We start from the raw sequence: 20,808 nt of genomic DNA, 5'->3' as shown, positions 1-20,808 counted from the left end.
TCGGTCCGGTTAGGATCGCCCCGTGCCGCCGCCCCCCGCCGCAGTTCCCGCCGCACCCCTGACCGTCGCCGCCGCCCAGGCCGAGCCGGTCCCGGGTGACGTGGCCGCCAACGCGCTCACTGCCGCGCGCCTCGCCCGCCAGGCCGCCGACCGGGGTGCCCGGGTGACCGTACTGCCCGAGTTGTTCCTGCCCGCGTACCATCCGCCGACCCTCGCCGCGGACCTGGCCGGCACGGACGTGGTGGCCGACCACGACGGGCGTGTGGACGACCCCCGCCTGGCGCCGCTGCGCGCGGCGGCCCGCGACGGTGGCACGGCGGTGCTGGTCGGGGCGGCGGTCCGGCACCCCGACGGCCGTCGGACGATTTCGTCCCTGCTGGTCGACCCGACCGGGGCGGTCCGGGTCGCCTACGACAAGCAGCAGCTCTGGGGCGGTGAGCGGGAGCTGTTCCACCCCGGCGACCGGGGCGCCACGCTGCTCGTGGAGGACTGGCGGCTCGGCCTCGGCATCTGCTACGACGGCTGCTTCCCGGAGCACGGGCGGGCCGCCGCCGACGACGGGGCCCACGGGTACCTGTGCCCGAGCGGCTACCTCGCCGGCTCCGAGCACCGTCGGGACCTCTACTACGCCGCCCGTGCCCTGGACAACACGATGTACGTGGTGTTCGCCAACGCCGTCGGCGGCACCGACCCGTGGCGGTTCAACGGTGGCGCGGCGGTGTACGACCCGGAGGGCCGGCCGCTGGCCCGCGCGGCGGACGAGGGCGAGGAGGTGCTGGTCGTCGCGCTCGACCCGGCCGCACTCGCGGCGACCCGGGCGGCCCACGCCATGCTCCTCGACCGCCTCGCCGACCAGGGCCTCACCCGTTCGGCGTTGACGGTCTGAACGGACGGTGGTGGGGTCCACGGCCCTGTCGGTCGGACACCGCAGTCCCGTAAGGTGCGCGAGTGCCGCTGCTCCTGCTCGACCTGGACAACACCCTGCTCGACCGGGCCGGGCCGTTCCGCGCCTGGGGCGAGCGGTTCCTGTCCGGCATCGGGGCGCCGCCCACCGACATCGACTGGCTGCTCTCGGTCGACGCGGACGGGCTCACCAACCGGTGGGACATCGCGGACGCCATCCGGGACCGGTACGCGCTGCGGATACCGTCCATCGACCTGGTCGAGGAACTGCACGACGGGGTTGCCGCCAACACGCGGCTGGACCCGTTGGTCGCCTGCGCCCTGCGGATCGCCGACGACGCGGGCTGGGTGCCGGTGGTGGTCACCAACGGCTCGGTACGTCAGCAGGACGCGAAGATCCGGCAGACCGGGCTGGACCGCTACGTCGCGGACTGGGTGATCTCCGAGGAGGCCGGGGTCAGCAAGCCCAACCCGCGGATCTTCGCCCTGGCCGCCCAGCGGGTACGGATGCCGCTGCGCGGCGCCTGGGTGATCGGCGACAGCCCGGAGGCGGACATCGGCGGTGCCGCGGCGGTCGGCCTGCCCAGCGTGTGGCTGCACCGGGGCAGGCCGTGGACCGACACGCGCTTCGCGCCCACCCGCACCGTCGACGGCGTGATCGCCGCCGTCGCCACCGTGCTGGGGGCGTAATTCGGTTGACCGCCGGGCCGGTGGATCGCGAGCATGGTCGGCGCAACGTGCACACCGGGCGTGCGCCCGGTCGAGGGAAGGAGGTCGGTCATGGCCGTCTTTGCAGGTCGCTTCCACCTGCCTCCATCAGCCTCGAACAAGGGATCACACCCGCAGTGCGCGATCACGACCTTCCGGCGCCCGAGCGCCGTACCCGCGGCAAGCGCCGCTTCGACGACGACGAACCACAGTTCCTGAAGCGCGGGCCGGCCCAGCCGGTCCTGACCGATCCCGACGACGAGCCCGATCCCGACACCGGGGAGCGCTGGTCGTCGTGGGACGGCGCCGTCCACGGTCCGGAGCCCTACCCGGACTGGCTGGTCACCGAGCTGGCCGCGAAGGACACCGAACTCGGTGTGCTCAAGACCGGCAAGGAGGCCGACGTCCACCTGGTCCGCCGGGCCGTCCCCGGCACCGACCGGTCCTGCCTGCTGGCCGTCAAGCGTTACCGGGACGCCCAGCACCGGCTGTTCCACCGGGACGCCGGCTACCTGGAGGGGCGCCGGGTCCGCCGGTCCCGGGAGAACCGCGCGATGGCCGGCCGGACGGCGTTCGGCCGCGAGATGATCGCCGGGCAGTGGGCGGCGGCCGAGTTCGCCGCGCTGGCCCGACTCTGGGAGATCGGCTCCCGGTACGGGACGATCACCGTCCCGTACCCGGTGCAGGTGCGCGGCACCGAACTGATGCTGGAGTTCCTCGGTGACGCCGAGGAGGGGACCGCCGCACCCCGGCTGGCGCAGCTGCGACCCGGACCGGACGAGGTGCGGGACCTCTGGCAGCAGTTGGTCGACGCACTGGTGGTGCTCGCCCGCGCCGGCTACGCGCACGGTGACCTTTCCCCGTACAACCTGCTCGTGCACGGGGGCCGGCTGGTGCTCATCGACCTGCCGCAGGTGGTCGACGTGGTGGCCAACCCGCAGGGGCCGGAGTTCCTGGCCCGTGACGTGCGGGTGGTCGCCACCTGGTTCGTGGCCCGGGGGATCCCGGCCTCCGCCGCCGATCCGGCGGCGCTGACCGAGATGCTGCTGCGGGAGGCGGGAATCCGCTGAGGTGTGTCCCGGGCGGCCCTAGGCCGCCCGGGACGACCGTCACTGGAGGTAGCGTTCGACCTCCGGCCTGGGGCGTACGCCCTGGGCGTCGGGGTCGCCGTGGGTCTGCCGGGCTGCCCGCCGCCGGCGCAGCAGGTCCCAGCACTGGTCCAGGGATTCCTCCAGCGCGCGGAGCCGCTCGCGGGCGTCGTCGTCGGTGCCCGTCTCGTGGGCCTGCGCGTCGGCGCGCAGCTGGTGCTCCTCGTCGACGAGTTCGGAGATCCGGTTCAGGATGGTCTTGTCGTCCATGCCCTGAGCCTGGCACAGGGTGCCCCGGTGCGCCCGCATTCGGTGGCCACCGAACCGCAGGACGTCGCGTCCGGGACGCGTGGCGCGACGAGGTGCGATCGGCCCTCACCCTCGTACGCCGAAGGGCCCGCCCCCACCGGGGAACGGGCCCTTCGTCCGTGGTGCGTCAGTTGGCGATCATGCGGCGCAGCACGTACTGCAGGATGCCGCCGTGGCGGTAGTAGTCCGCCTCACCCGGGGTGTCGATCCGGACCACCGCGTCGAACTCGACGCCGCTGTCGGTGGTGACCTTGACCGTACGCGGCGTCTCGCCGTCGTTCAGCGCGGTCACGCCGGTGACCGAGAACGTCTCGGTGCCGGTCAGGCCCAGCGACTCGGCGGTCTCGCCGGCGGGGAACTGCAGCGGCAGGACGCCCATCCCGATGAGGTTCGAGCGGTGGATCCGCTCGTACGACTCGGCGATGACCGCGCGGACACCGAGCAGCATCGTGCCCTTGGCCGCCCAGTCGCGCGACGAGCCGGAGCCGTACTCCTTGCCGGCCAGGACGACCAGCGGGATGCCGGCGGACTGGTAGGCGACCGAGGCGTCGTAGATGGAGCTCTGCTCGCCGGTCAGGTGGTTGACCGTGAAACCGCCCTCCACACCCGGAACGAGCTGGTTGCGCAGCCGGATGTTGGCGAAGGTGCCCCGGATCATCACCTCGTGGTTACCCCGGCGTGAGCCGTACGAGTTGAACTCGTGGCGCGGCACGCCGTGCTCGGCGAGGTACTTCCCGGCGGGGGAGTCGGCCTTGATCGAACCGGCCGGGGAGATGTGGTCGGTGGTGACCGAGTCGCCCAGCTTGGCCAGCACCCGGGCGCCGGAGATGTCGGCGACGGCCTTCGGCTCCCGCTCCATGCCCTCGAAGTACGGGGGCTTGCGGACGTAGGTGGAGTCGCCGTCCCAGGCGAAGGTGTCGCCGGTCGGGGTGGGCAGCGACTGCCAGCGCTCGTCGCCGGCGAACACGTCGGCGTACGCCGCGCTGAACCCGGTGGCGCCGATCGCCGAGGCGATGACGTCCTGGATCTCGGCGGAGTTCGGCCAGATCTCCCGGAGGAAGACCGGGTTGCCCTCGCCGTCCTCACCGATCGGCTCGTTGGCCAGGTCGATGTCCATGGTGCCGGCGAGCGCGTACGCGACCACCAGCGGCGGGGACGCCAGGTAGTTCATCTTGACGTCCGGGTTGATCCGGCCCTCGAAGTTGCGGTTGCCGGACAGGACCGAGACGACGGCGAGGTCGGCGTCGTTGACGGCGGCGGAGACCTCCTCCGGCAGCGGCCCGGAGTTGCCGATGCAGGTGGTGCAGCCGTAGCCGACCAGGTGGAAGCCGAGCTTCTCCAGGTACGGCGTCAGGCCGGCCCGCTCGTAGTAGTCCATGACGACCTTGGAACCCGGGGCCAGGGTGGTCTTCACCCACGGCTTGCGGGTCAGGCCCTTCTCGACGGCGTTGCGGGCCAGCAGGGCCGCGCCGATCATGACCTGCGGGTTGGACGTGTTGGTGCAGGAGGTGATCGCCGCGATCACCACGGCGCCGTGGTCCAGCTCGTACTCGGCGCCGTCGGCGCCGGTGACCCGGGTCGGGTTGCTGGCGCGGCCACCGGAGCCGACCGCCGCGGTCTCCAGGTCACGCGGGGCGTCGGCCGGGTCGTTGACGCCGTTGGCGGGGGAGTCGCTGGCCGGGAAGGACTCGGCGCTGGCCTCGTCGGCGTGACCGGCCACCCCGAACGGCTTCTCCTGCTGCGGCACGCCGGACTTGCGGTCCGGGTCGCCGCCGGTCTCGTCGGCCGCCACGTAGTCGGTCAGGGAGGCGCGGAACAGCGTCTTGGCGCTGCCCAGTGGCACCCGGTCCTGCGGGCGCTTCGGGCCGGCCAGGGAGGGCTCGATGGTGCTCAGGTCCAGTTCGAGGCGCTCGGAGTACTCCGGCTCGTGGTCCGGGTCGTGCCAGAGGCCCTGCTCCTTGGCGTACGCCTCGACGAGCGCGACCTGCTGCGGGTCGCGGCCGGTCAGCTCCAGGTAGCGGACGGTCTCGGCGTCGATCGGGAAGATCGCGACGGTGGAGCCGTACTCCGGGGACATGTTGCCGATGGTGGCGCGGTTGGCCAGCGGGACGGCGCTCACGCCGGGACCGTAGAACTCGACGAACTTGCCGACCACACCGTGCTTGCGCAGCATCTCGGTGATGGTGAGGACCAGGTCGGTGGCGGTGGTGCCGGCCGGCATCTCGCCGTGCAGCTTGAAGCCGACGACCCGCGGGATCAGCATGCTGACCGGCTGGCCGAGCATCGCGGCCTCGGCCTCGATGCCGCCGACGCCCCAGCCGAGCACGCCGAGGCCGTTGACCATCGTGGTGTGCGAGTCGGTGCCGACCACGGTGTCCGGGTACGCCTGGCCGCCCCGCTCCATGATGGTGCGGGCGAGGTACTCGATGTTGACCTGGTGCACGATGCCGGTGCCCGGCGGGACGACCTTGAACTCGTTGAACGCGGTCTGCCCCCAGCGCAGGAACTGGTAGCGCTCCTTGTTGCGCTCGTACTCCAGCTCGACGTTGCGCTCGAAGGCGTCCTCACGGCCGAACAGGTCGGCGATGACCGAGTGGTCGATGACCAGCTCGGCGGGAGCGAGGGGGTTGACCTTGGTGGCGTCGCCGCCGAGGTCCCGTACGGCCTCGCGCATGGTGGCCAGGTCGACCACGCAGGGCACGCCGGTGAAGTCCTGCATCAGCACCCGGGCCGGGGTGAACTGGATCTCCACGCTCGGGTCGGCGTCGGGATCCCAGCCGCCGAGCTGCCGGATGTGGTCGGCGGTGATGTTCGCGCCGTCCTCGGTCCGCAGCAGGTTCTCCAGGAGGACCTTCAGGCTGTAGGGGAGCCGGTCGTGGCCCTCCACCGTGCCGATCTTGAAAATCTCGTAGCTCGCGTCTCCGACGCGTAGCTGGGTCTTCGCACCGAAGGTGTCGAGGCTCGCCACGTCGTACTCCTTCACACCAGCGACCGTGAGTAGTCCTGAGCAGTCTGTCGCACGGGCCGGGGCGCCGCCGTGGTTAGGCGACACTTACCGCTGGTTCCCCGTGCTTAACAAAACCGTACGTCCGTCTTGCTATTGATGCAACCTCACGCCCACGTCTGCGACGGGTGCCGCCGAGGTCCCAGTAGCGGTCGACAGAAGGGTCACGCCGTCAGCAGTTCCACCACCGCGTCGCGGACCGTACGCACGGCAGCGCGGGACTCCTCGGTGTGGTCGAGCACCTCGAAGCCGTGCTGCCCGTTCGGCACGTCGATGACGCGGATCGGCCGGCGCTTCTCGTCGGCCGCCGTCAGGAACGCCTCCATCGCGGTGGCGACGACCGGCATGTCCCGGCCCGCCCGGGTGAGCACGAATGGCAGGTCACGGCCCGCGTCGAGGGCCTCGACCGGGTGGAACCGGGGGCCGAGCACCCAGCCCGGCATCGGCGCCAGCAACGGGTAGGTGGCGGCGATACCGCGCAGCCACGGTGGCGAGGCCCGCAGCCAGTCGCCCAGGAAGAGGCCGCTGCCGGAGAAGAACCAGAGCACCAGCCGGTCGGCATCCACCCGCGGGTCGGCGCGGACCTGCTCCACCATCGTCGCCAGGTCGTCGGCGGCCTCCGGCATCCTCGCCAGGTCCGTCACGGAGTAGGAGACGACGCCGGCGACCAGACCGGCCTCCGCCAGGAGCGCGCCGTAGCCCTGGTAGAGCAGCCAGTCGCGTGGATCGGGCGCCCCGGGTGGCAGCGGAACCCCGTGCACCACGACCACCGCGGGTCGCCGGCCGCCCTCGGTCGGCAGGTGGAGGTCGACCTGGCCGTGGCGCTCGACGGTCGCGGGCGGCGGGGAGAGGGCGAACGGCGTCTCGGGGAAGGCCATGATCGCAGCCTAGTCGGGAAGCCGCTGCTGAGCGGCCCCGTCGGCATCCACAAGGGACGCTCGGCGGCTCTGGCACGATGGTCGCCATGGAGATCTGGCTGAACCCGTCCTGCTCCAAGTGCGTCGGCGCGCGGGACACCCTCGACGAGGTGCGGGTGCCCTACCAGGTGCGGGCGTACCTGGACCAGCCGCCGAACGCGGCGGAGCTGGCCGACGTCCTGCGGCGGTTGGGCGCGCGGGCCTGGGAGGTCTGCCGCACGGGGGAGCCGGTGGCCGGCACCCTGGGCCTGTCGGAGTGGCCCCGCGACGACGCGACCGAGCCCCGCTGGATCGCGGCGATGGTGGCCCACCCCGAGCTGATCCAGCGGCCGATCCTGCTCCTCGACGACGGCGGTGCGCTCGTCGGTCGCACCCCGGAGGCGCTGGACGACGCGGTGCGCCGCACCGGCGCCTGACGCGATCGGCGGCCGCGGCCGAGTTCAGGCCGGGTTGTCGGTCCGGCTCGCGCTCCCGGCGGCCTGCGCGTGCCGCTCGCGCAGCCGGTCCCGGATCTCCTCCGGGGTGTACGCGCGACGCCGCCGCTCGGCCCGCGCGATGACCACACCGGACGCCGCGACCCCGGCCAGTCCGGCCAACCCGAGGACCTTCCACCACCGCATCCGTTGCCGCATCGGCTTAGGGTAGTCCCTCATGAGCATCAGTCTGGACGAGGCCGTGGAGTTGACCCGCACCGGCGACGTGTGGGTGTTCCGGGGCCGCAGCGTGCCGGACCGGGCCATCCAGCTCACCACCAACAGTCCGGTCAACCACGTCGGCATGGCCGTGGTGCTCGACGACATGCCGCCGCTGATGTGGCACGCCGAGCTGGGCCGGTCCCTGCCGGACATGTGGTCGGGCACCCACCAGCGCGGCGTCCAGCTGCACGACCTGCGGGACGCGGTCTGCGTCTGGGCGAACCGGTACGGCCAGCGGGGCTGGCTACGGCAGCTCGACCCGCCGGCCGACGCCGAGATGGAACGGGCGGTGCTGCGGACCATCGCGCGTCTCGACGGCACCCCGTTCCCGTCCACCGCGCAGCTCGCCTGGCGCTGGTTGCGCGGCCGGGTGCCGGCGATCCGGGTTCCCGCGCTGCCCGGCCGCGACGCCGAGCGCGGCGAGGGTCGGGACCGGTCGACGGCCCGGGACCAGGCGCTGGAGACGGCGTACTGCGCCGAGGTGGTGGCGGTGACCTACGAGGCGATGGGGCTGCTGCCCGCCGGACGACGTCCGAACTGGTACGACCCGGGGCGGTTCTGGAGCGGTGACGACCTGGGTCTGGCCGGCGGTGCCCGGCTCGGCGTGGAGATCGAGGTGGGGATTCCGCCGCGCTGAGGTTTGGCCCGGTGTCCGGCCGGCAATTGCTTCCCGCGTGAAAGCCCCCACCGACCTGGACACGCTGGCCGACTTCTTCGACCGGTACGGCGTCGCCCTGACGGCCGGCGACGTACCGGCCATCGCCGGCTGCTACGCGCTGCCGGGACTGGTGGTGGCCGACACCTACAGCTTCTCGTTCACGTCCCCCGCGGCGGTGGCGTTGTCCTTCGTGGGCGCCGCGCCGGACTACCAGGAACGCCAACTGGTGGCCGCGCACGCCGCGATCGAGGACGTGCAGCCGATGTCGGCGCTGCTGACGATGGTGGCGGTGGAGTGGGAGTTCCTCGACAGCGAGGGCCGCAGGGTGCCCGGTGAGCGGTACCGCTACCTGCTGCGGAGCACCGACGACGGTCCGGTCATCTGCACCGTCCTGCGCGCGGGCTGACCATCCGTCGAGACGACACGACACGGCCGGCGCGGAGGCGGGCCTCATCCCGTCCGACAGGATGGGTTGCTAAGTTGGCGCGTCGACTGCGCACGAGGGGGCTTCATGTCTGTGCAACCCGCCGGGGATCCCGGTGCACGGACCGTTTCCCGCGTGTTGGCCTCGGTGCCCTGGGTGGTGGTGCTGCTCGGCGTGGGCCTGCTGGTCGGCCTCCTGTTGGTGGCCCTGTTGTCGTTCCGTGGTGCGGAGCGGCGGGAGCCGGTGCCGCCGCCCGCGCCGCCGATGGTCCTGCCGACGCTGGCCGCCACCCCCACCGACACGGCGATCCCCGCGCCGACCGTCGCCACCCCCACGCGCCCCGCCGGCACCCCATCGGCGCCGCGCGCGCCCCGCACGCCCGACCTCCGGCCCGGCACCGGATCGCCGGCCGCCGCCGGCCGGGTGACCGCGCGCTACCGGGTGGTGTACGACGACCGGAAATCGTTCGAGGTGGAGCTCCAGGTCCGCAACGGCTCCGCCGCGTCCCGCGACTGGCGGGTGGAGCTCTACTTCAGCGGCGGCGTCAAGGGATTCCAGGCCTCCGGCGAGTCCGGGGTCTCCGTCTCCGCCGACGGCGCCGGCTCGTACCTGCTGCGGGGTACGGGTGCGCTCGACGCGGGCGAGAGCGAGACGGTGTGGCTGCGGATCAACCGCACCGGCAGTTGGGAACGCCCGGACCTGTGCACGGTGAACGGGACCGACTGCGCGGTCGGATGAGGGGCGCGTCCGTCATGGCGTACCGCACGCTGCGCCGCGTCATTCCGTGTGCACTGTCCGAGATGGCCGCTGCTGGGTACTCTGCCCGGGCGACACGGTGAGGAGAGACATGTCCGGTACGCGCCGCGCCCCACACTCGTCCCACACCACCACCGCGATCGCGTCCTCCCCGTGGGTGGTCGTGTTGATCGGGGTCCTCGTCATGGTGGTGCTGCTGGTCGTCGCGCTGGGCACCTACCGGGGCCGCAGTTCCGACGGTGGTCCACGACCCGATCCCGCGCCACCGATGGTGCTGCCGGAACTGTCGCCGTCGTCGGCCGAGTCCAGCGTCCCCGCTCCGAGGCCGACACCGACGGCGGCGGTCCGGCCGGGGCTGTCGCCGCGTGCCACCGTCCTGCCGACCACCGCCGCGGCCGTGCCGTCCACCCCGTCCGGTGCCGGCGGCGGTAGGCCCTCGGTGCGACCGGCCCAGCCCGCCCCGCCGCCGGTCACCGGGCGGTACCGGGTGATGGAGGCGTACGACGGCGGTTTCATCGCCGAGGTCCTGATCACCAACGGGGCGTCGACCGGTCGGGGATGGACCGCCACGCTCGCCTTCCCCGGGGGCCGGCTGGTGACCGCCTGGGTCGAGGGGCAGCAGCAGGGAACGCTCCGCACCACCGACGGTGGTTTCACGTACCGCAGTGGGGTCGACGTGCCGCCGGGCGGCACCGCGCCGTTGCGGTTCCACATCGAGCGGGCCGACACCCGCCCGGCGAGCTGCACCGTCGACGGTTTCGCCTGCCGCTGAGCCGTCCACTCCCGACGCACGAGCCCCTGGGGCGGTGCGCGAGGCAGCAAGGTGTCTGCAAGCAGAGTGCTTTGTTGCGACTCGGTTTGCAAGGTATTGCAGAATGTTTCGGCAAGAGCTAGCGTGCGGGCGAATCAGCGACCAGAGGAAGGCCGTCGATGAAACCGCCGCCGCTACCGCGCACAGCCTGGCTAGCCCTCGTCTCCCTGCTCACTCTCACCCTCGTCGGCGCTCCGGTCGCCGTGAACCAGATCAGCGCCGATGCCAGCGACCGGGTCGCCGGCACCGATCCGGCCGCCGGCGCCACCCAGTGGCGCTCCGAGCCCTCGGCCGAGGCTTTGCTCCGGGCCGCCGAGAACAAGGCCCGGGCCGAGCAGTTCTACTTCGTCCTGCCCGACCGGTTCGCCAACGGCGACCCGCGCAACGACCGGGGTGGCCTGTCCGGCGACCGCCTCAAGACCGGTCTCGACCCGGCGGACAAGGGCTTCTACCACGGTGGCGACCTCAAGGGCGTCATGGACCGGCTGGACTACATCGAGGGCATGGGCACCACCGCCATCTGGCTGGCCCCGGTCTTCAAGAACCGCCCGGTGCAGGGCCGAGGTGACGACGTGTCGGCCGGCTACCACGGCTACTGGATCACCGACTTCACCCAGGTCGATCCGCACTTCGGTACCAACGAGGACCTGAAGAAGCTGGTCAAGCTCGCCCACCAGCGCGGCATCAAGGTCTACCTCGACGTCATCGTCAACCACACCGCCGACGTCATCACGTACGCCGAGGACACGTTCACCTACGTCGACAAGAAGACGTCGCCGTACCGGGACGCGCAGGGGCGGGCCTTCGAGGACCGCAACTACGCCGACGGCACCCGGGACTTCCCGGACGTGAACACGAAGTCGTTCCCGTACACGCCGACCTTCGAGACCCCCGCCGACGCGAAGGTCAAGGTCCCGGCGTGGCTCAACGACCCGACCATGTACCACAACCGCGGCGACTCCACCTTCGCCGGTGAGAACAGCGAGTACGGCGACTTCTTCGGCCTGGACGACCTCTGGACCGAGCGTCCCGAGGTGGTACGCGGGCTGACCAAGGTCTACGGCGACTGGATCGCCAAGACCGGCGTCGACGGCTTCCGGCTGGACACGGTCAAGCACGTCAACCTCGACTTCTGGCCGCAGTTCAGTCAGGGCATCGAGCGCACGGCCGAACGCGCCGGCAAGAAGGACTTCTTCATGTTCGGCGAGGTCTACAGCTCCGACCAGGAGGTCGCCTCGACGTACGTCCGGCGCGGCGGCCTGCCGGCCACCCTCGACTTCTCGTTCCAGGAGGCGGCCCGGGGCTACACCGCCGGTGCCGGTTCCGCCAAGGCCCTCGCCGACGTGTACGCCCGCGACGACCTCTACCACGCCCGGGACACCGACGCCGGTCGGCTGCCCACCTTCCTCGGCAACCACGACATGGGCCGGATCGGCTCGTTCATCGCCTCCGGTGGCACCGACCCCACCACCCACCTGCGGCGTGACCAGCTCGCCCACGAGCTGATGTTCCTCACCCGCGGCCAGCCGGTCGTCTACTCCGGCGACGAGCAGGGCTTCACCGGCCCCGGCGGGGACAAGGACGCCCGACAGGACATGTTCGCGTCGAAGACCCCGGACTACCTCGACGACGACCTGCTCGGCACCGACCGGACGCACGCCGTCGACCAGTTCGACCCGCAGCACCCGCTGTACCGGGCCATCGCCGAGCTGGGCAAGCTGCGCCAGGCGCACCCGGCGCTGCGCGACGGGGTCCAGGTCACCCGGCACGCCGCCGACGGGCCGGGCGTCTTCGCCTTCTCCCGTATCGACCCGAAGCAGCGCACCGAGTACGTCGTCGCGGTGAACAACGCGGACACCGCGCAGACGGTCACCGTGGACACCTGGTCGGCCGGCGCCACCTTCACCGGCATCTACGGCGGCACGGCCGCGCCGGTCGCGGCCGGCGACGGCAAGCTCACGCTGACCGTTCCGCCGCTGTCGGCGGTGGTGCACCGCGCCGGCACGCCGATCGCGTCGCCCTCCGCCAACCCGTCGATCACCATCAGCGCCCCGGCCCCGGACGCCCCGGTCGCCACCAAGGCCGCCGTCACCGCACAGGTGACCGGCGACCCGCTGGCCACCGTCACGTTCGCCGCCCGGGTCGCCGGCGGGAAGTGGACCCTCCTCGGTGCCGCCGACCGGGCCCCGTACACCGTGCACCACGACCTGACCGGCCTGGCCGGCGGAACGAAGATCGAGTACAAGGCCGTGGTGCGGGACGGCAAGGGCCGTACCGCCACCGCGCGGTCCACGGCCACCGTCGGCACCCCCGAGCAGGGGCAGTCCCGCGAGTGGCTGGTCGTGCACTACCAGCGGCCCGCCGGCGGGTACGACGACTGGGGCCTGTACGCCTGGGGCGACATCGACCCCGCGTACGCGACCGAGTGGCCCAAGGGCCAGCCGTTCGCCGGTGAGGACTCCTACGGCCGGTTTGCCTGGGTCAAGCTCAAGCCGGGCGCGAAGTCGGTCGGCTTCCTGATGGTCGACAAGAACGGGAACAAGGACGTCGAGCAGGACCGCACGGTCGACGTGACGAAGACCGGCGAGATCTGGCTCAAGCAGGGTGACCCGACCATGCACCCGACCCGGCAGGCGGCCACCGGCGAGCCGGACCCGCCGGTCGCCGAGGGCACCGCGTTCATCCACTACCGCCGGGCCGACGGCAACTACGATGGCTGGGGCCTGCACCTCTGGGACGGCGCGGCCAACCCGACCGACTGGGCCAAGCCCCTCGCGCCGGTGAGGGTCGACGCCTTCGGCGCGGTCTTCGAGGTGCCGCTGTCGGCCGGGGCGACCGGGCTGAGCTACATCATCCACAAGGGAGACGAGAAGGACCTGCCCGAGGACCAGCGCCTCGACTTCGCCAGCGCCGGCCGCGAGGTGTGGCTGCTCGCCGGCACACGTGGCCGGCTGTTGCCGGCGACCACCACCGGCACGGCGAAGGACCTCGACATCACCAAGCAGAAGGCGCACTGGATCGACCGCTCGACGGTCGCCTGGCAGACCGGGCCGACCGACGGCAAGACGTACGCCCTGGTGGCCGCGCCGACCGGCGGGGTGACCCTGGCCGACGGCGAGCTGAGTGGCACGTACACCACCATCCCGCTGCGCGCCCAGCGCAACGGGCTCACCGAGGCCCAGCGCGCGACGTTCCCGCACCTGTGGGCGTACCAGAGCTTCACGCTGGACCGGCGGGACCTGGCCAAGGTGCCGGCGGCCCTGCGGGGGCAGCTCGTGGTGACCGAGCGGGACGCCCAGGGTGGCCTGCTCTCCGCCACCGGCGTGCAGATCCCCGGCGTGCTCGACGACGTCTACGCGGCGGCGACCGGGGCGCGTCTCGGCCCGACGTTCGCGGGGCGGGTTCCGACCCTGGCGGTCTGGGCGCCCACCGCCCGGAGCGTGTCGCTCCAGCTGTTCGACTCGCCGACCGCGCAGCCGACGACCGTGGCGATGAGCCGCAACGACCGCACCGGCGTCTGGTCGGTACGCGGCACGCGGGCCTGGGCCGGGAAGTACTACCGCTACCAGGTCGAGGCCTGGCAGCCGGCGGCGCAGAGGGTCGTCACCGCGGCGGTGACCGACCCGTACTCGGTGGCCCTCGCGCCGAACTCCACGCACAGCCAGATCGTCGACCTGACCGACCCGGCGCTCGCGCCGGCCGGCTGGGCGAACCTGCGCAAGCCGGCGGCCGTGCCGTCGACGAAGGTGCAGATCTCCGAGCTGTCGGTGCGGGACTTCTCCATCGCCGACACCACCGTCCCGGCGGAGCGGCGGGGCACCTTCGCCGCCTTCACCGACCCGGGCACGGCTGGGATGAAGCACCTGACGGCCCTCGGCGACGCCGGGGTCACCCACCTGCACCTGCTGCCGGCGTTCGACTTCGCCACGATCCCGGAGCGCCGGGCCGACCAGCAGCAGCCCGCCTGTGACCTGGCGAAGCTGCCGCCGGACTCCGACGAACAGCAGAAGTGCGTCGCGGCCGTGGCGGAGAAGGACGGTTACAACTGGGGGTACGACCCGCTGCACTACACGGTGCCGGAGGGCGGCTACGCCGTCGACCCGGCCGGCGCGGCACGGACCACCGAGTTCCGGCAGATGGTGGCCGGCGTCAACGGCGCCGGGATGCGGGTGGTGATGGACGTCGTCTACAACCACACGTCGGCGTCCGGCACCGACCCGAAGTCGGTGCTCGACCAGGTGGTTCCCGGCTACTACCACCGCCTGCTCGACGACGGCACGGTCGCCAACTCGACCTGCTGCGCCAACACCGCCCCCGAGAACGCCATGATGGGCAAGCTGGTGGTGGACTCGCTGGTCACCTGGGCCAAGGCGTACAAGGTCGACGGCTTCCGGTTCGACCTGATGGGTCACCACCCCAAGGCGAACATCCTGGCCGTGCGCAAGGCGCTGGACGCGCTGACCCCCGCCCGCGACGGCGTCGACGGCAAGTCGATCCTGCTCTACGGCGAGGGCTGGAACTTCGGCGAGGTCGCCAACGACGCCCGGTTCGTGCAGGCCACCCAGCTCAACATGGCCGGCACCGGCATCGGCACCTTCAACGACCGGCTCCGTGACGCGGTGCGCGGTGGCGGCCCGTTCGACGCGAACCCGCGCGTGCAGGGCTTCGCCTCCGGTCTTCTCACCGACGGAAACGGCGACGAGATCAACGGAACCGCCGAGCAGCAGCGCGAGCGGCTGCTGCACCAGCACGACCTCATCAAGGTCGGGCTGACCGGCAACCTGGCCCGGTACCGCTTCACGGACTCCTCCGGTAAGCGAGTCACCGGCGCGGAGGTCGACTACAACGGTTCCCCGGCCGGCTACACCGCCGCACCGGGCGAGGCGGTGACCTACGTCGACGCGCACGACAACGAGATCCTGTACGACGCGCTGGCGTACAAGCTGCCGCAGGACACCTCGGCGGCGGACCGGGCCCGGATGCAGGTGCTCGCGCTCAGCACGGTCGTGATGGGGCAGGGCACCGGGTTCGTCACCACCGGCACGGAGCGGCTGCGCTCCAAGTCGCTGGACCGCAACTCGTACAACTCGGGAGACTGGTTCAACCAGATCCGCTGGGACTGCGCCCAGGGCAACGGGTTCGGCGCCGGCCTTCCGCCGGAGCAGGACAACAAGGACAAGTGGCCGTACGCCAAGCCGCTGCTGGCCGATCCGAAGCTGGTGCCGGACTGCGCGGCGATCGACACCACCAACGCCCGGTACGCCGAGCTGCTGAAGATCCGGTCGTCCTCGCCGGTCTTCGGGCTCACCACCGCCGACCAGGTGCAGAAGCGGGTGGCCTTCCCGCTGTCCGGTACGGCGGAGACGCCGGGCGTACTCACCATGACGCTCGACGGTCGCGGCCTGGACCGGCGGTGGAAGTCGGTGACGGTGGTCTTCAACGCCACCCCGGAGGCGGCGACGCAGCGCCTCGACGGGCTACGCGGTGCGGACGTGGCGCTGCACCCGGTGCTGCGCGACTCCGCGGACCCGGTGCTGCGTACGGCGTCGTTCGACGCGGCGAGCGGCACGTTCCGGGTGCCGGCCCGTAGCGTGGCGGTCTTCGTACAGCGCTGACCCGAACGTGGGCCGGCCCCCTCCGCTCCCGCGGAGGGGGCCGGCCCTTCTGCGTCAGCCGTTCCCTGCCGCTACCGACGACGCTGGCCGGACAAAACGGCCTTTGGCCCACAAGAAGGATGAAGAAACTACTTACCGCACCTTCGGTCGTACATGTTACGAAACCCGGAAAGTCCTCTCGTTCGGCATGAATCAGCCTAACGTTCCTCGTAGCTCGGTCTCCTGAGCCGACCAGAAGGGAATGAGGAACATGTCGATGAGGTTCTTGACCAAGCTCGCCGGCGGGATGGTGTTGGGCAGCGCAGCGCTCCTGCTCGCCGCGCCCGCCACCGCGCTCGCCGCGCCCGACGACGGGGCGAACAAGCAGTCCAAGGTCTCGACCCAGGGGCAGAAATCGAAGAAGTCAGACGACAAGCCCAAGACATTCGACCTGAAGGACAGGGACGGAAACGGGGTCACCTGCGCGTCCACCACACAGATCAACGAGCAGAACATCTCCAACATCGTCCGGGACAACACGATCGAGGACAGCGTCGTCACCTTCAACCTGAGCGCCGCACAGTCGGCCTCGAACACCCGAACCCAGCAGCCCAACACCGTCGTGGTCTGCATCCGCGACCTCGAGGTGGGGGTGGACGTGGAGACCGACCTGCTCGGCGACCTGCTCAGGATGGTCCAGGCCAGTCTCGGCCGGGCTGGGTCGCCGGTGGGCCAGCCTGCCGGCAACGCCGCCGCGCCCGGCACCGCGTACGCGGGGCCGGACGGAGCCTGGATACTCCCCAGCACGGCTGGCGTCGCGGCCGGTGACGGTGGCGCGTTCTCCGACACCGACACCGGTGTCCTGACGGCGACCGGTGCCGGCATGATCGGCGTGGGCGTGCTCGGTGGCATCGCACTGCTGCGTCGGCGGTCGGCCGATGGCACTGTCGCCTAGGGCGGCCAGGAGCGCCGGCGGCCGCCACGGTTTCCCGTGGCGTGCCGCCGGCCTCGTCATGGTCGTCCTCGTCACGCTCACCGGAGCAGGATTGGTCGTGCACGCGGCGACGGTTGCCGATTCGGTCGGACCGCCACCGCAGCCCGACCCCGCCGCCGCACCGCAGTCCCTGCTGTCACCGTTGGCGGACGAGCCCACCACACCGGATCCGGCGCCGAGCAAGGCCGACGCGTCGCCGACCACCGGGGCGAGCCGCGGCGAGGCCCGCGGTGCGCGCGGCCGCCTCGAGAGCAGTTCCAGGTCCGCCGCGACCCGCCCGTCTTCCCCACCGACGTCGGCCGGGATGCCGCGATCGCAACCCACCCGCATCAAGATTTCGCGGATCGGCGTCGACGCGCCGACGACTCCGCTCGGGTTGGACCGGAACCAGCAGATCGCGGTCCCGCCGACCAACCAGCCCGATACGGCCGGGTGGTACAAGCTGGGACCCAGCCCCGGCGAGACCGGGACCGCGGTGGTAGTGGGCCACGTCGACTCACGCGCCACCGGGCGAGCGGTCTTCTTCCGCCTGGGCGCGCTGAAACCGAAGGATGCCATCGAGGTGCTTCGCAAGGACGGCAAGAAGGCCCGCTTCATCGTCGACGGCGTGGTCCGCTACCCGAAGACCAAGCTCCCGCTGAAGCAGGTCTACGGTCACACCGGCAAGGCGCAGCTCCGCGTGATCACCTGTGGTGGCGCCTACGACAAGGCAGCGAGGTCGTACAAGGACAACATCGTGGTGTTCGCGACGCTGGTGCCATGACCTCCCGGCTTCTTGTCTCTCGTAGGTAATGACCTGCGAGGGACAAGGCCGCGACGCGTGTGCGCAGCTCACGTGGATCGTGCCGGACGGGCTGTGGCAGCGCATCGAGCCGTTGCCGCCCACATCACGGCACCCGGGGCACAAGCGGATGCCGGACCGGAGGTGCTGTGTGCGGGATCGTTCGGCTGCACACCGGCACACTGCCGGCTCATCACGTCCGACACGTTGTCCGAGCTTCGGTAGGGCCTTCTATAGCAGCTAGAGGCATGTTCGCCGCAGAAACCTGGAAAGCGCTCCGAACGAACATGAACCCCTTTTATGTTCGTAGTGGCTCATTTCCGGAGCCGACAAGGAGGGAGTGGGGACATGTCGAAGAAGTTTCTGACCAAGCTCGCCGGCGGGGTGCTGCTGGGCAGCGCCGCACTGGTGCTCAGCGCGCCCGCCGCCGCGCTCGCCTCGTACGACGAGGAGTACGGGAAGGACGGGAAGGACCGCAACGGGTTCGTCTGCGCGACCAACGAGCAGATCAACGAGCTGATCGTCGCCAACATCATTAGCGACAACGACATCGAGGACAGCGAAGTCGACTTCGAGCAGTCCGTGGAGGTCGACGCGACGAACGACAACAGGACTCAGCCCAACAACCTCATCGTCTGCATCCGCGACATCGACCTGGACGTGGAGATCGAGGACTAGGAGCTGCTCGAGTAGCTCGAGGGTGCCGGCATCAGCTGGGCCGCTCGTGCGGCTCGCCGGTGGGCCAGTATGCCGGCAACGTGCTCGGTGGCATCCCACCGTTGCGTCCTGGCCAGGAGCGCCAGCGGCGGTCACGGGTTCCCGTGGCGTGCCGCTGGCGTCTTCTTTGTCGTACTTCTGATGCTCACAGGCAGGATGATCCGGCTCCCGGCGGTGCGGGTGCGGCGAGCCCGGAGGTCGATCGCTGTCCAGCCGCACCCTGAACCACCTCGCCAACCTCGTCCGCCAGCACTGCAACCAGCATCGATCCCGCCGGTTGCTTGACAGCTACCTCTCTGGGCGCTGTCCAAGGTCCGACACCACGGCTCGCTGCAGCACCGCAGTCGTGCCCAGCACCGTCCCAGCCGGCCCGTCGGCGGTGTCCGCCACGAGGTAACTGCGCTCACCGAGGTATTCGTACGTCTGTTCATCGAAGATCCACTCTTGGCGCCGGCTCCTCTCGGTGTGCGCGACAGCTACCCCTCGCCGCCCGGCGGCGTCGGTGACCCCGCGGACCACCTCGACCCCCGGAATCTTCGCCGCGGCCTGGTAGAGCGCGGCAGTCGTCTGTGGCGGTACCAGCGACTCGCGCAGGATGTCGCCGATCGCGGTAAACGCCGCGCCGTCGCGACTGTTGCCTCCGCCACGCTCGTTGCGCTCCCGGTAGAGCTTCTCCAACAGGGCGTCCGGATCGCTGGGCAGATCGACGAGCGCCGCGTTCGGCGTCACGTCCGTGAGCGTCTCCCGCTCCGGGATCACACCGATGATCGGCACGTTGACAAACGGCTGGCGGAGCAAGCCGTCACCGCGCTCGTTCCGCGGGATCCAGATCTCCCGTTCGTGTACCGGCTGCAGCCGCGCCGGGCCGTCACCCAGCTCAGCGAACGCACCCCGGCTCCTGATGTAGACGTACTCTCCCTCCCCGGACGATGGGTCCGGCGTGTCGGCAGCCGCTGCGGCCATCCGGTTCAGCAGCAACGTCGCGCCACTGCCTTCCCCCTTCTCGACCGTTACGATCTGCGGCGTGCTGTCTGGCGCCCACGGCTGGGCGATCGCCCCGGCCGAAACCGCGACCGCCAGCACGCCGGCCGCAGGCGCGAGCACCAGCATCCGCCGTGGCCGCCGGGCCGGCCGCTCGATTTCGTCCAGCAGATGATGCCGCAGTGCCTGCCGGCGCAGCGCCGGCATGGCCGGCACCCGGGGGGCGGTGGGCTCGCTCATCGGTACTCTCCCTGCTCGACGGGGATCATTCGGGTACGCGCCATCTCCTGCTGTGCCAGCGCCCGCAGCCGGGTCCGGGCCCGCGACAGCCGCGAACGCACGGTCCCGACGGGTACGCCCAGGGCCTCGGCCGCCGCCGCGTAGTCCAGCTGCGACCACACGCAGAGCAGGAACACCTCCCGGTCCGCCCGGCGCAGCGCCCGCAGTCCCGCCATGACGGCAGTCACCTGGTCGGCGTCGTGCATCCGGGCGACCACCTCGTCAGCGAAGTCCGGGACGGTGTCGCGTACGGGCAATCGCCGCAATGCCTCCCGGTGCCGGCGCGCCGCCCGCCTGCGATTGCGCAGCACATTGGTGGCGATCCCGAGCAGCCACGGCCGCAGGCTGCCTCCATCCGGATGCAAGGATTCGCGAACCCGCCACGCCTCGAGGAAGGTCAGCGACACCACATCCTCGGCCTGAACCGGATCGCCCCCACTCCACACCGCATGCCGATGAACCGCATCGGCATGCTCATCGAAGAGCTCACCGAAAGCATCGGTGTCTCCGGCCCGGATCCGGACCCGCATCTCAGCTGTCACACCTGTACCTGTCCGCAGCCACCCCCGAGTTCCACCACCGGGGACATCTCTCATCATGCGTAGCGGTTCGCTTCGACATGGTGGAGGACGAGGATGGCCTGCACGATCTCGGTGGCGCGGAGCGGGCGGCAGCGCAGCCTGGTCAGCATCTTCCAGGTCTTGAGCGTGGCGATGGCGCGTTCGCCGCCTTGTCAGCCAAGGTCATCACCTCCGCGATTCCCGCGCTCGCCACACCCGCCCTGAGCTGGAAGATCAGTTTGGAAAGGCTCAGTGATGGGGCAGGGGACCGGCTTCGTCACCGTCCGCAGCGACGAGGTGCTGCCGACGACCACGACCGATGCGGCCACCGGCACGATCATCCGCGCCGGCGCGGAGGGTCACGATCTCGTGCGGCAGGAGTACGACAGCGGCCGGCCCCCTTGCGCGGTGACGCGGAAGGGGGCCGGCTCGTATCTCCTGGCGACAGTCCTCCGGCCCGCCGGGTCCGATCCGGTTGGACCGTTCCCGAGCGGGCCGGAGGGTGGCCTCAGCCGATGCCGTCAGCGGTTCGGCTGTTCACTGCGCTGCCGGTCAGGCGTGGCAGTCTTTGACGTTGACGCAGTTCTTGGGGTCGTTGTCGGTGACGGTGGACTTGTCGTCGAGTTCGA

The 20,808-nt window shown here is 71.2% G+C and carries 19 protein-coding genes and 1 pseudogene; 13 read left to right on the top strand and 7 right to left on the bottom strand.

Annotation, left to right across the window (positions count from 1 at the left end; all coding sequences use genetic code 11):
* The first annotated feature begins 22 nt into the window (after nucleotides 1-22).
* From ACTMSW_RS04080 to ACTMSW_RS04070, 3 genes are all read left to right on the top strand, one after another.
* The gene (locus ACTMSW_RS04080; RefSeq protein ID WP_441179077.1) at nucleotides 23-886 is read left to right on the top strand and encodes a carbon-nitrogen hydrolase family protein; all 864 of its coding nucleotides are present in this window, start codon (nucleotides 23-25) and stop codon (nucleotides 884-886) included.
* A gap of 62 nt (nucleotides 887-948) precedes the next feature.
* A complete protein-coding gene (locus tag ACTMSW_RS04075) occupies nucleotides 949-1,593 on the top strand; it encodes an HAD family hydrolase (protein WP_441179076.1) in 645 nt (214 codons plus the stop codon).
* A 155-nt stretch (nucleotides 1,594-1,748) separates the two neighbouring features.
* On the top strand, nucleotides 1,749-2,681 hold the full coding sequence (locus tag ACTMSW_RS04070; RefSeq protein WP_441179075.1) for a serine protein kinase RIO: 933 nt from the start codon (nucleotides 1,749-1,751) through the stop codon (nucleotides 2,679-2,681).
* Nucleotides 2,682-2,720: 39 nt separating this feature from the next.
* On the opposite strand, the gene ACTMSW_RS04065 is transcribed toward ACTMSW_RS04070, so the two are convergent.
* The 3 genes from ACTMSW_RS04065 to ACTMSW_RS04055 all read right to left on the bottom strand — a co-directional run bounded on the left by ACTMSW_RS04065 (nucleotide 2,721) and on the right by ACTMSW_RS04055 (nucleotide 6,890).
* Nucleotides 2,721-2,969, bottom strand: a complete 249-nt coding sequence (locus ACTMSW_RS04065) for a DUF2630 family protein (RefSeq protein WP_441179074.1) — start codon at nucleotides 2,967-2,969, stop codon at nucleotides 2,721-2,723.
* 166 nt (nucleotides 2,970-3,135) lie between these two features.
* Nucleotides 3,136-5,991: an aconitate hydratase gene (locus ACTMSW_RS04060; RefSeq protein ID WP_441179073.1), complete on the bottom strand. Its 2,856-nt coding sequence runs from the start codon at nucleotides 5,989-5,991 to the stop codon at nucleotides 3,136-3,138.
* A gap of 185 nt (nucleotides 5,992-6,176) precedes the next feature.
* Nucleotides 6,177-6,890 carry a dienelactone hydrolase family protein gene (locus tag ACTMSW_RS04055; protein ID WP_441179072.1) on the bottom strand — a complete coding sequence of 238 codons (714 nt, stop codon included), beginning with the start codon at nucleotides 6,888-6,890 and terminating at the stop codon, nucleotides 6,177-6,179.
* A gap of 86 nt (nucleotides 6,891-6,976) precedes the next feature.
* On the opposite strand from ACTMSW_RS04055, the gene ACTMSW_RS04050 reads away from it, so the two are divergent.
* On the top strand, nucleotides 6,977-7,345 hold the full coding sequence (locus ACTMSW_RS04050) for an ArsC/Spx/MgsR family protein (RefSeq protein WP_441179071.1): 369 nt from the start codon (nucleotides 6,977-6,979) through the stop codon (nucleotides 7,343-7,345).
* Nucleotides 7,346-7,369: 24 nt separating this feature from the next.
* Here ACTMSW_RS04050 and ACTMSW_RS04045 read toward each other — a convergent pair whose 3' ends face one another.
* Nucleotides 7,370-7,582: a hypothetical protein gene (locus ACTMSW_RS04045; protein WP_441179070.1), complete on the bottom strand. Its 213-nt coding sequence runs from the start codon at nucleotides 7,580-7,582 to the stop codon at nucleotides 7,370-7,372.
* Between ACTMSW_RS04045 and ACTMSW_RS04040 the strand changes: the two genes are divergently transcribed.
* From ACTMSW_RS04040 to ACTMSW_RS04005, 8 genes are all read left to right on the top strand, one after another.
* On the top strand, nucleotides 7,581-8,261 hold the full coding sequence (locus ACTMSW_RS04040; RefSeq protein ID WP_441179069.1) for a hypothetical protein: 681 nt from the start codon (nucleotides 7,581-7,583) through the stop codon (nucleotides 8,259-8,261). The two genes, ACTMSW_RS04045 and ACTMSW_RS04040, sit on opposite strands and share 2 nt — an antisense overlap.
* Before the next feature lie 37 nt (nucleotides 8,262-8,298).
* Nucleotides 8,299-8,688: a hypothetical protein gene (locus tag ACTMSW_RS04035; RefSeq protein WP_441179068.1), complete on the top strand. Its 390-nt coding sequence runs from the start codon at nucleotides 8,299-8,301 to the stop codon at nucleotides 8,686-8,688.
* 153 nt (nucleotides 8,689-8,841) lie between these two features.
* Nucleotides 8,842-9,444 carry a cellulose binding domain-containing protein gene (locus ACTMSW_RS04030; RefSeq protein WP_441179067.1) on the top strand — a complete coding sequence of 201 codons (603 nt, stop codon included), beginning with the start codon at nucleotides 8,842-8,844 and terminating at the stop codon, nucleotides 9,442-9,444.
* Nucleotides 9,445-9,553: 109 nt separating this feature from the next.
* Nucleotides 9,554-10,234 (top strand): cellulose binding domain-containing protein, encoded by a 681-nt coding sequence (locus ACTMSW_RS04025; RefSeq protein ID WP_441179066.1) that lies wholly within the window; start codon nucleotides 9,554-9,556, stop codon nucleotides 10,232-10,234.
* A 158-nt stretch (nucleotides 10,235-10,392) separates the two neighbouring features.
* Complete coding sequence (gene pulA / locus ACTMSW_RS04020) at nucleotides 10,393-15,888, top strand: pullulanase-type alpha-1,6-glucosidase (RefSeq protein ID WP_441179065.1); 5,496 nt, start codon at nucleotides 10,393-10,395, stop codon at nucleotides 15,886-15,888.
* A 256-nt stretch (nucleotides 15,889-16,144) separates the two neighbouring features.
* On the top strand, nucleotides 16,145-16,822 hold the full coding sequence (locus ACTMSW_RS04015; protein WP_441179064.1) for a hypothetical protein: 678 nt from the start codon (nucleotides 16,145-16,147) through the stop codon (nucleotides 16,820-16,822).
* A gap of 58 nt (nucleotides 16,823-16,880) precedes the next feature.
* Nucleotides 16,881-17,624, top strand: a complete 744-nt coding sequence (locus ACTMSW_RS04010) for a class F sortase (RefSeq protein ID WP_441179063.1) — start codon at nucleotides 16,881-16,883, stop codon at nucleotides 17,622-17,624.
* A 366-nt stretch (nucleotides 17,625-17,990) separates the two neighbouring features.
* A complete protein-coding gene (locus ACTMSW_RS04005) occupies nucleotides 17,991-18,320 on the top strand; it encodes a hypothetical protein (protein ID WP_441179062.1) in 330 nt (109 codons plus the stop codon).
* A gap of 327 nt (nucleotides 18,321-18,647) precedes the next feature.
* Here the strand turns inward: ACTMSW_RS04005 and ACTMSW_RS04000 are convergent, their stop codons facing one another.
* The 3 genes and pseudogenes from ACTMSW_RS04000 to ACTMSW_RS03990 form a co-directional block, all read right to left on the bottom strand.
* Complete coding sequence (locus tag ACTMSW_RS04000; protein WP_441179061.1) at nucleotides 18,648-19,580, bottom strand: CU044_5270 family protein; 933 nt, start codon at nucleotides 19,578-19,580, stop codon at nucleotides 18,648-18,650.
* On the bottom strand, nucleotides 19,577-20,149 hold the full coding sequence (locus tag ACTMSW_RS03995; protein WP_441179060.1) for an RNA polymerase sigma factor: 573 nt from the start codon (nucleotides 20,147-20,149) through the stop codon (nucleotides 19,577-19,579). The genes ACTMSW_RS04000 and ACTMSW_RS03995 overlap by 4 nt, the downstream gene beginning before the upstream one ends.
* A 65-nt stretch (nucleotides 20,150-20,214) precedes the next feature.
* Nucleotides 20,215-20,346, bottom strand: a pseudogene (locus ACTMSW_RS03990) (IS5/IS1182 family transposase); the annotation flags it as partial.
* An 88-nt stretch (nucleotides 20,347-20,434) separates the two neighbouring features.
* Between ACTMSW_RS03990 and ACTMSW_RS03985 the strand changes: the two are divergent.
* A partial coding sequence (locus tag ACTMSW_RS03985) for a hypothetical protein (RefSeq protein ID WP_441179059.1) occupies nucleotides 20,435-20,808 on the top strand: 374 nt, incomplete at its 3' end.

It is taken from the genome of Micromonospora sp. BQ11 (assembly GCF_052068135.1).
GTDB lineage: Bacteria > Actinomycetota > Actinomycetes > Mycobacteriales > Micromonosporaceae > Micromonospora.
The sequence above is the reverse complement of the archived record's forward strand: the minus strand, read 5'-3'. Positions and strand labels throughout refer to the sequence as shown.

Coding starts and splice junctions, on each gene's coding strand:
- ACTMSW_RS04065 (WP_441179074.1), bottom strand. CDS start 2,969: ATGGACGACAAGACCATCCTGAACCGGATCTCCGAACTCGTCGACGAG.
- ACTMSW_RS04055 (WP_441179072.1), bottom strand. CDS start 6,890: ATGGCCTTCCCCGAGACGCCGTTCGCCCTCTCCCCGCCGCCCGCGACC.
- ACTMSW_RS04050 (WP_441179071.1), top strand. CDS start 6,977: ATGGAGATCTGGCTGAACCCGTCCTGCTCCAAGTGCGTCGGCGCGCGG.
- ACTMSW_RS04040 (WP_441179069.1), top strand. CDS start 7,581: ATGAGCATCAGTCTGGACGAGGCCGTGGAGTTGACCCGCACCGGCGAC.
- ACTMSW_RS04045 (WP_441179070.1), bottom strand. CDS start 7,582: ATGAGGGACTACCCTAAGCCGATGCGGCAACGGATGCGGTGGTGGAAG.
- ACTMSW_RS04025 (WP_441179066.1), top strand. CDS start 9,554: ATGTCCGGTACGCGCCGCGCCCCACACTCGTCCCACACCACCACCGCG.
- pulA (WP_441179065.1), top strand. CDS start 10,393: ATGAAACCGCCGCCGCTACCGCGCACAGCCTGGCTAGCCCTCGTCTCC.
- ACTMSW_RS04015 (WP_441179064.1), top strand. CDS start 16,145: ATGAGGTTCTTGACCAAGCTCGCCGGCGGGATGGTGTTGGGCAGCGCA.
- ACTMSW_RS04010 (WP_441179063.1), top strand. CDS start 16,881: ATGGTCGTCCTCGTCACGCTCACCGGAGCAGGATTGGTCGTGCACGCG.
- ACTMSW_RS04005 (WP_441179062.1), top strand. CDS start 17,991: ATGTCGAAGAAGTTTCTGACCAAGCTCGCCGGCGGGGTGCTGCTGGGC.
- ACTMSW_RS04000 (WP_441179061.1), bottom strand. CDS start 19,580: ATGAGCGAGCCCACCGCCCCCCGGGTGCCGGCCATGCCGGCGCTGCGC.
- ACTMSW_RS03995 (WP_441179060.1), bottom strand. CDS start 20,149: ATGCGGGTCCGGATCCGGGCCGGAGACACCGATGCTTTCGGTGAGCTC.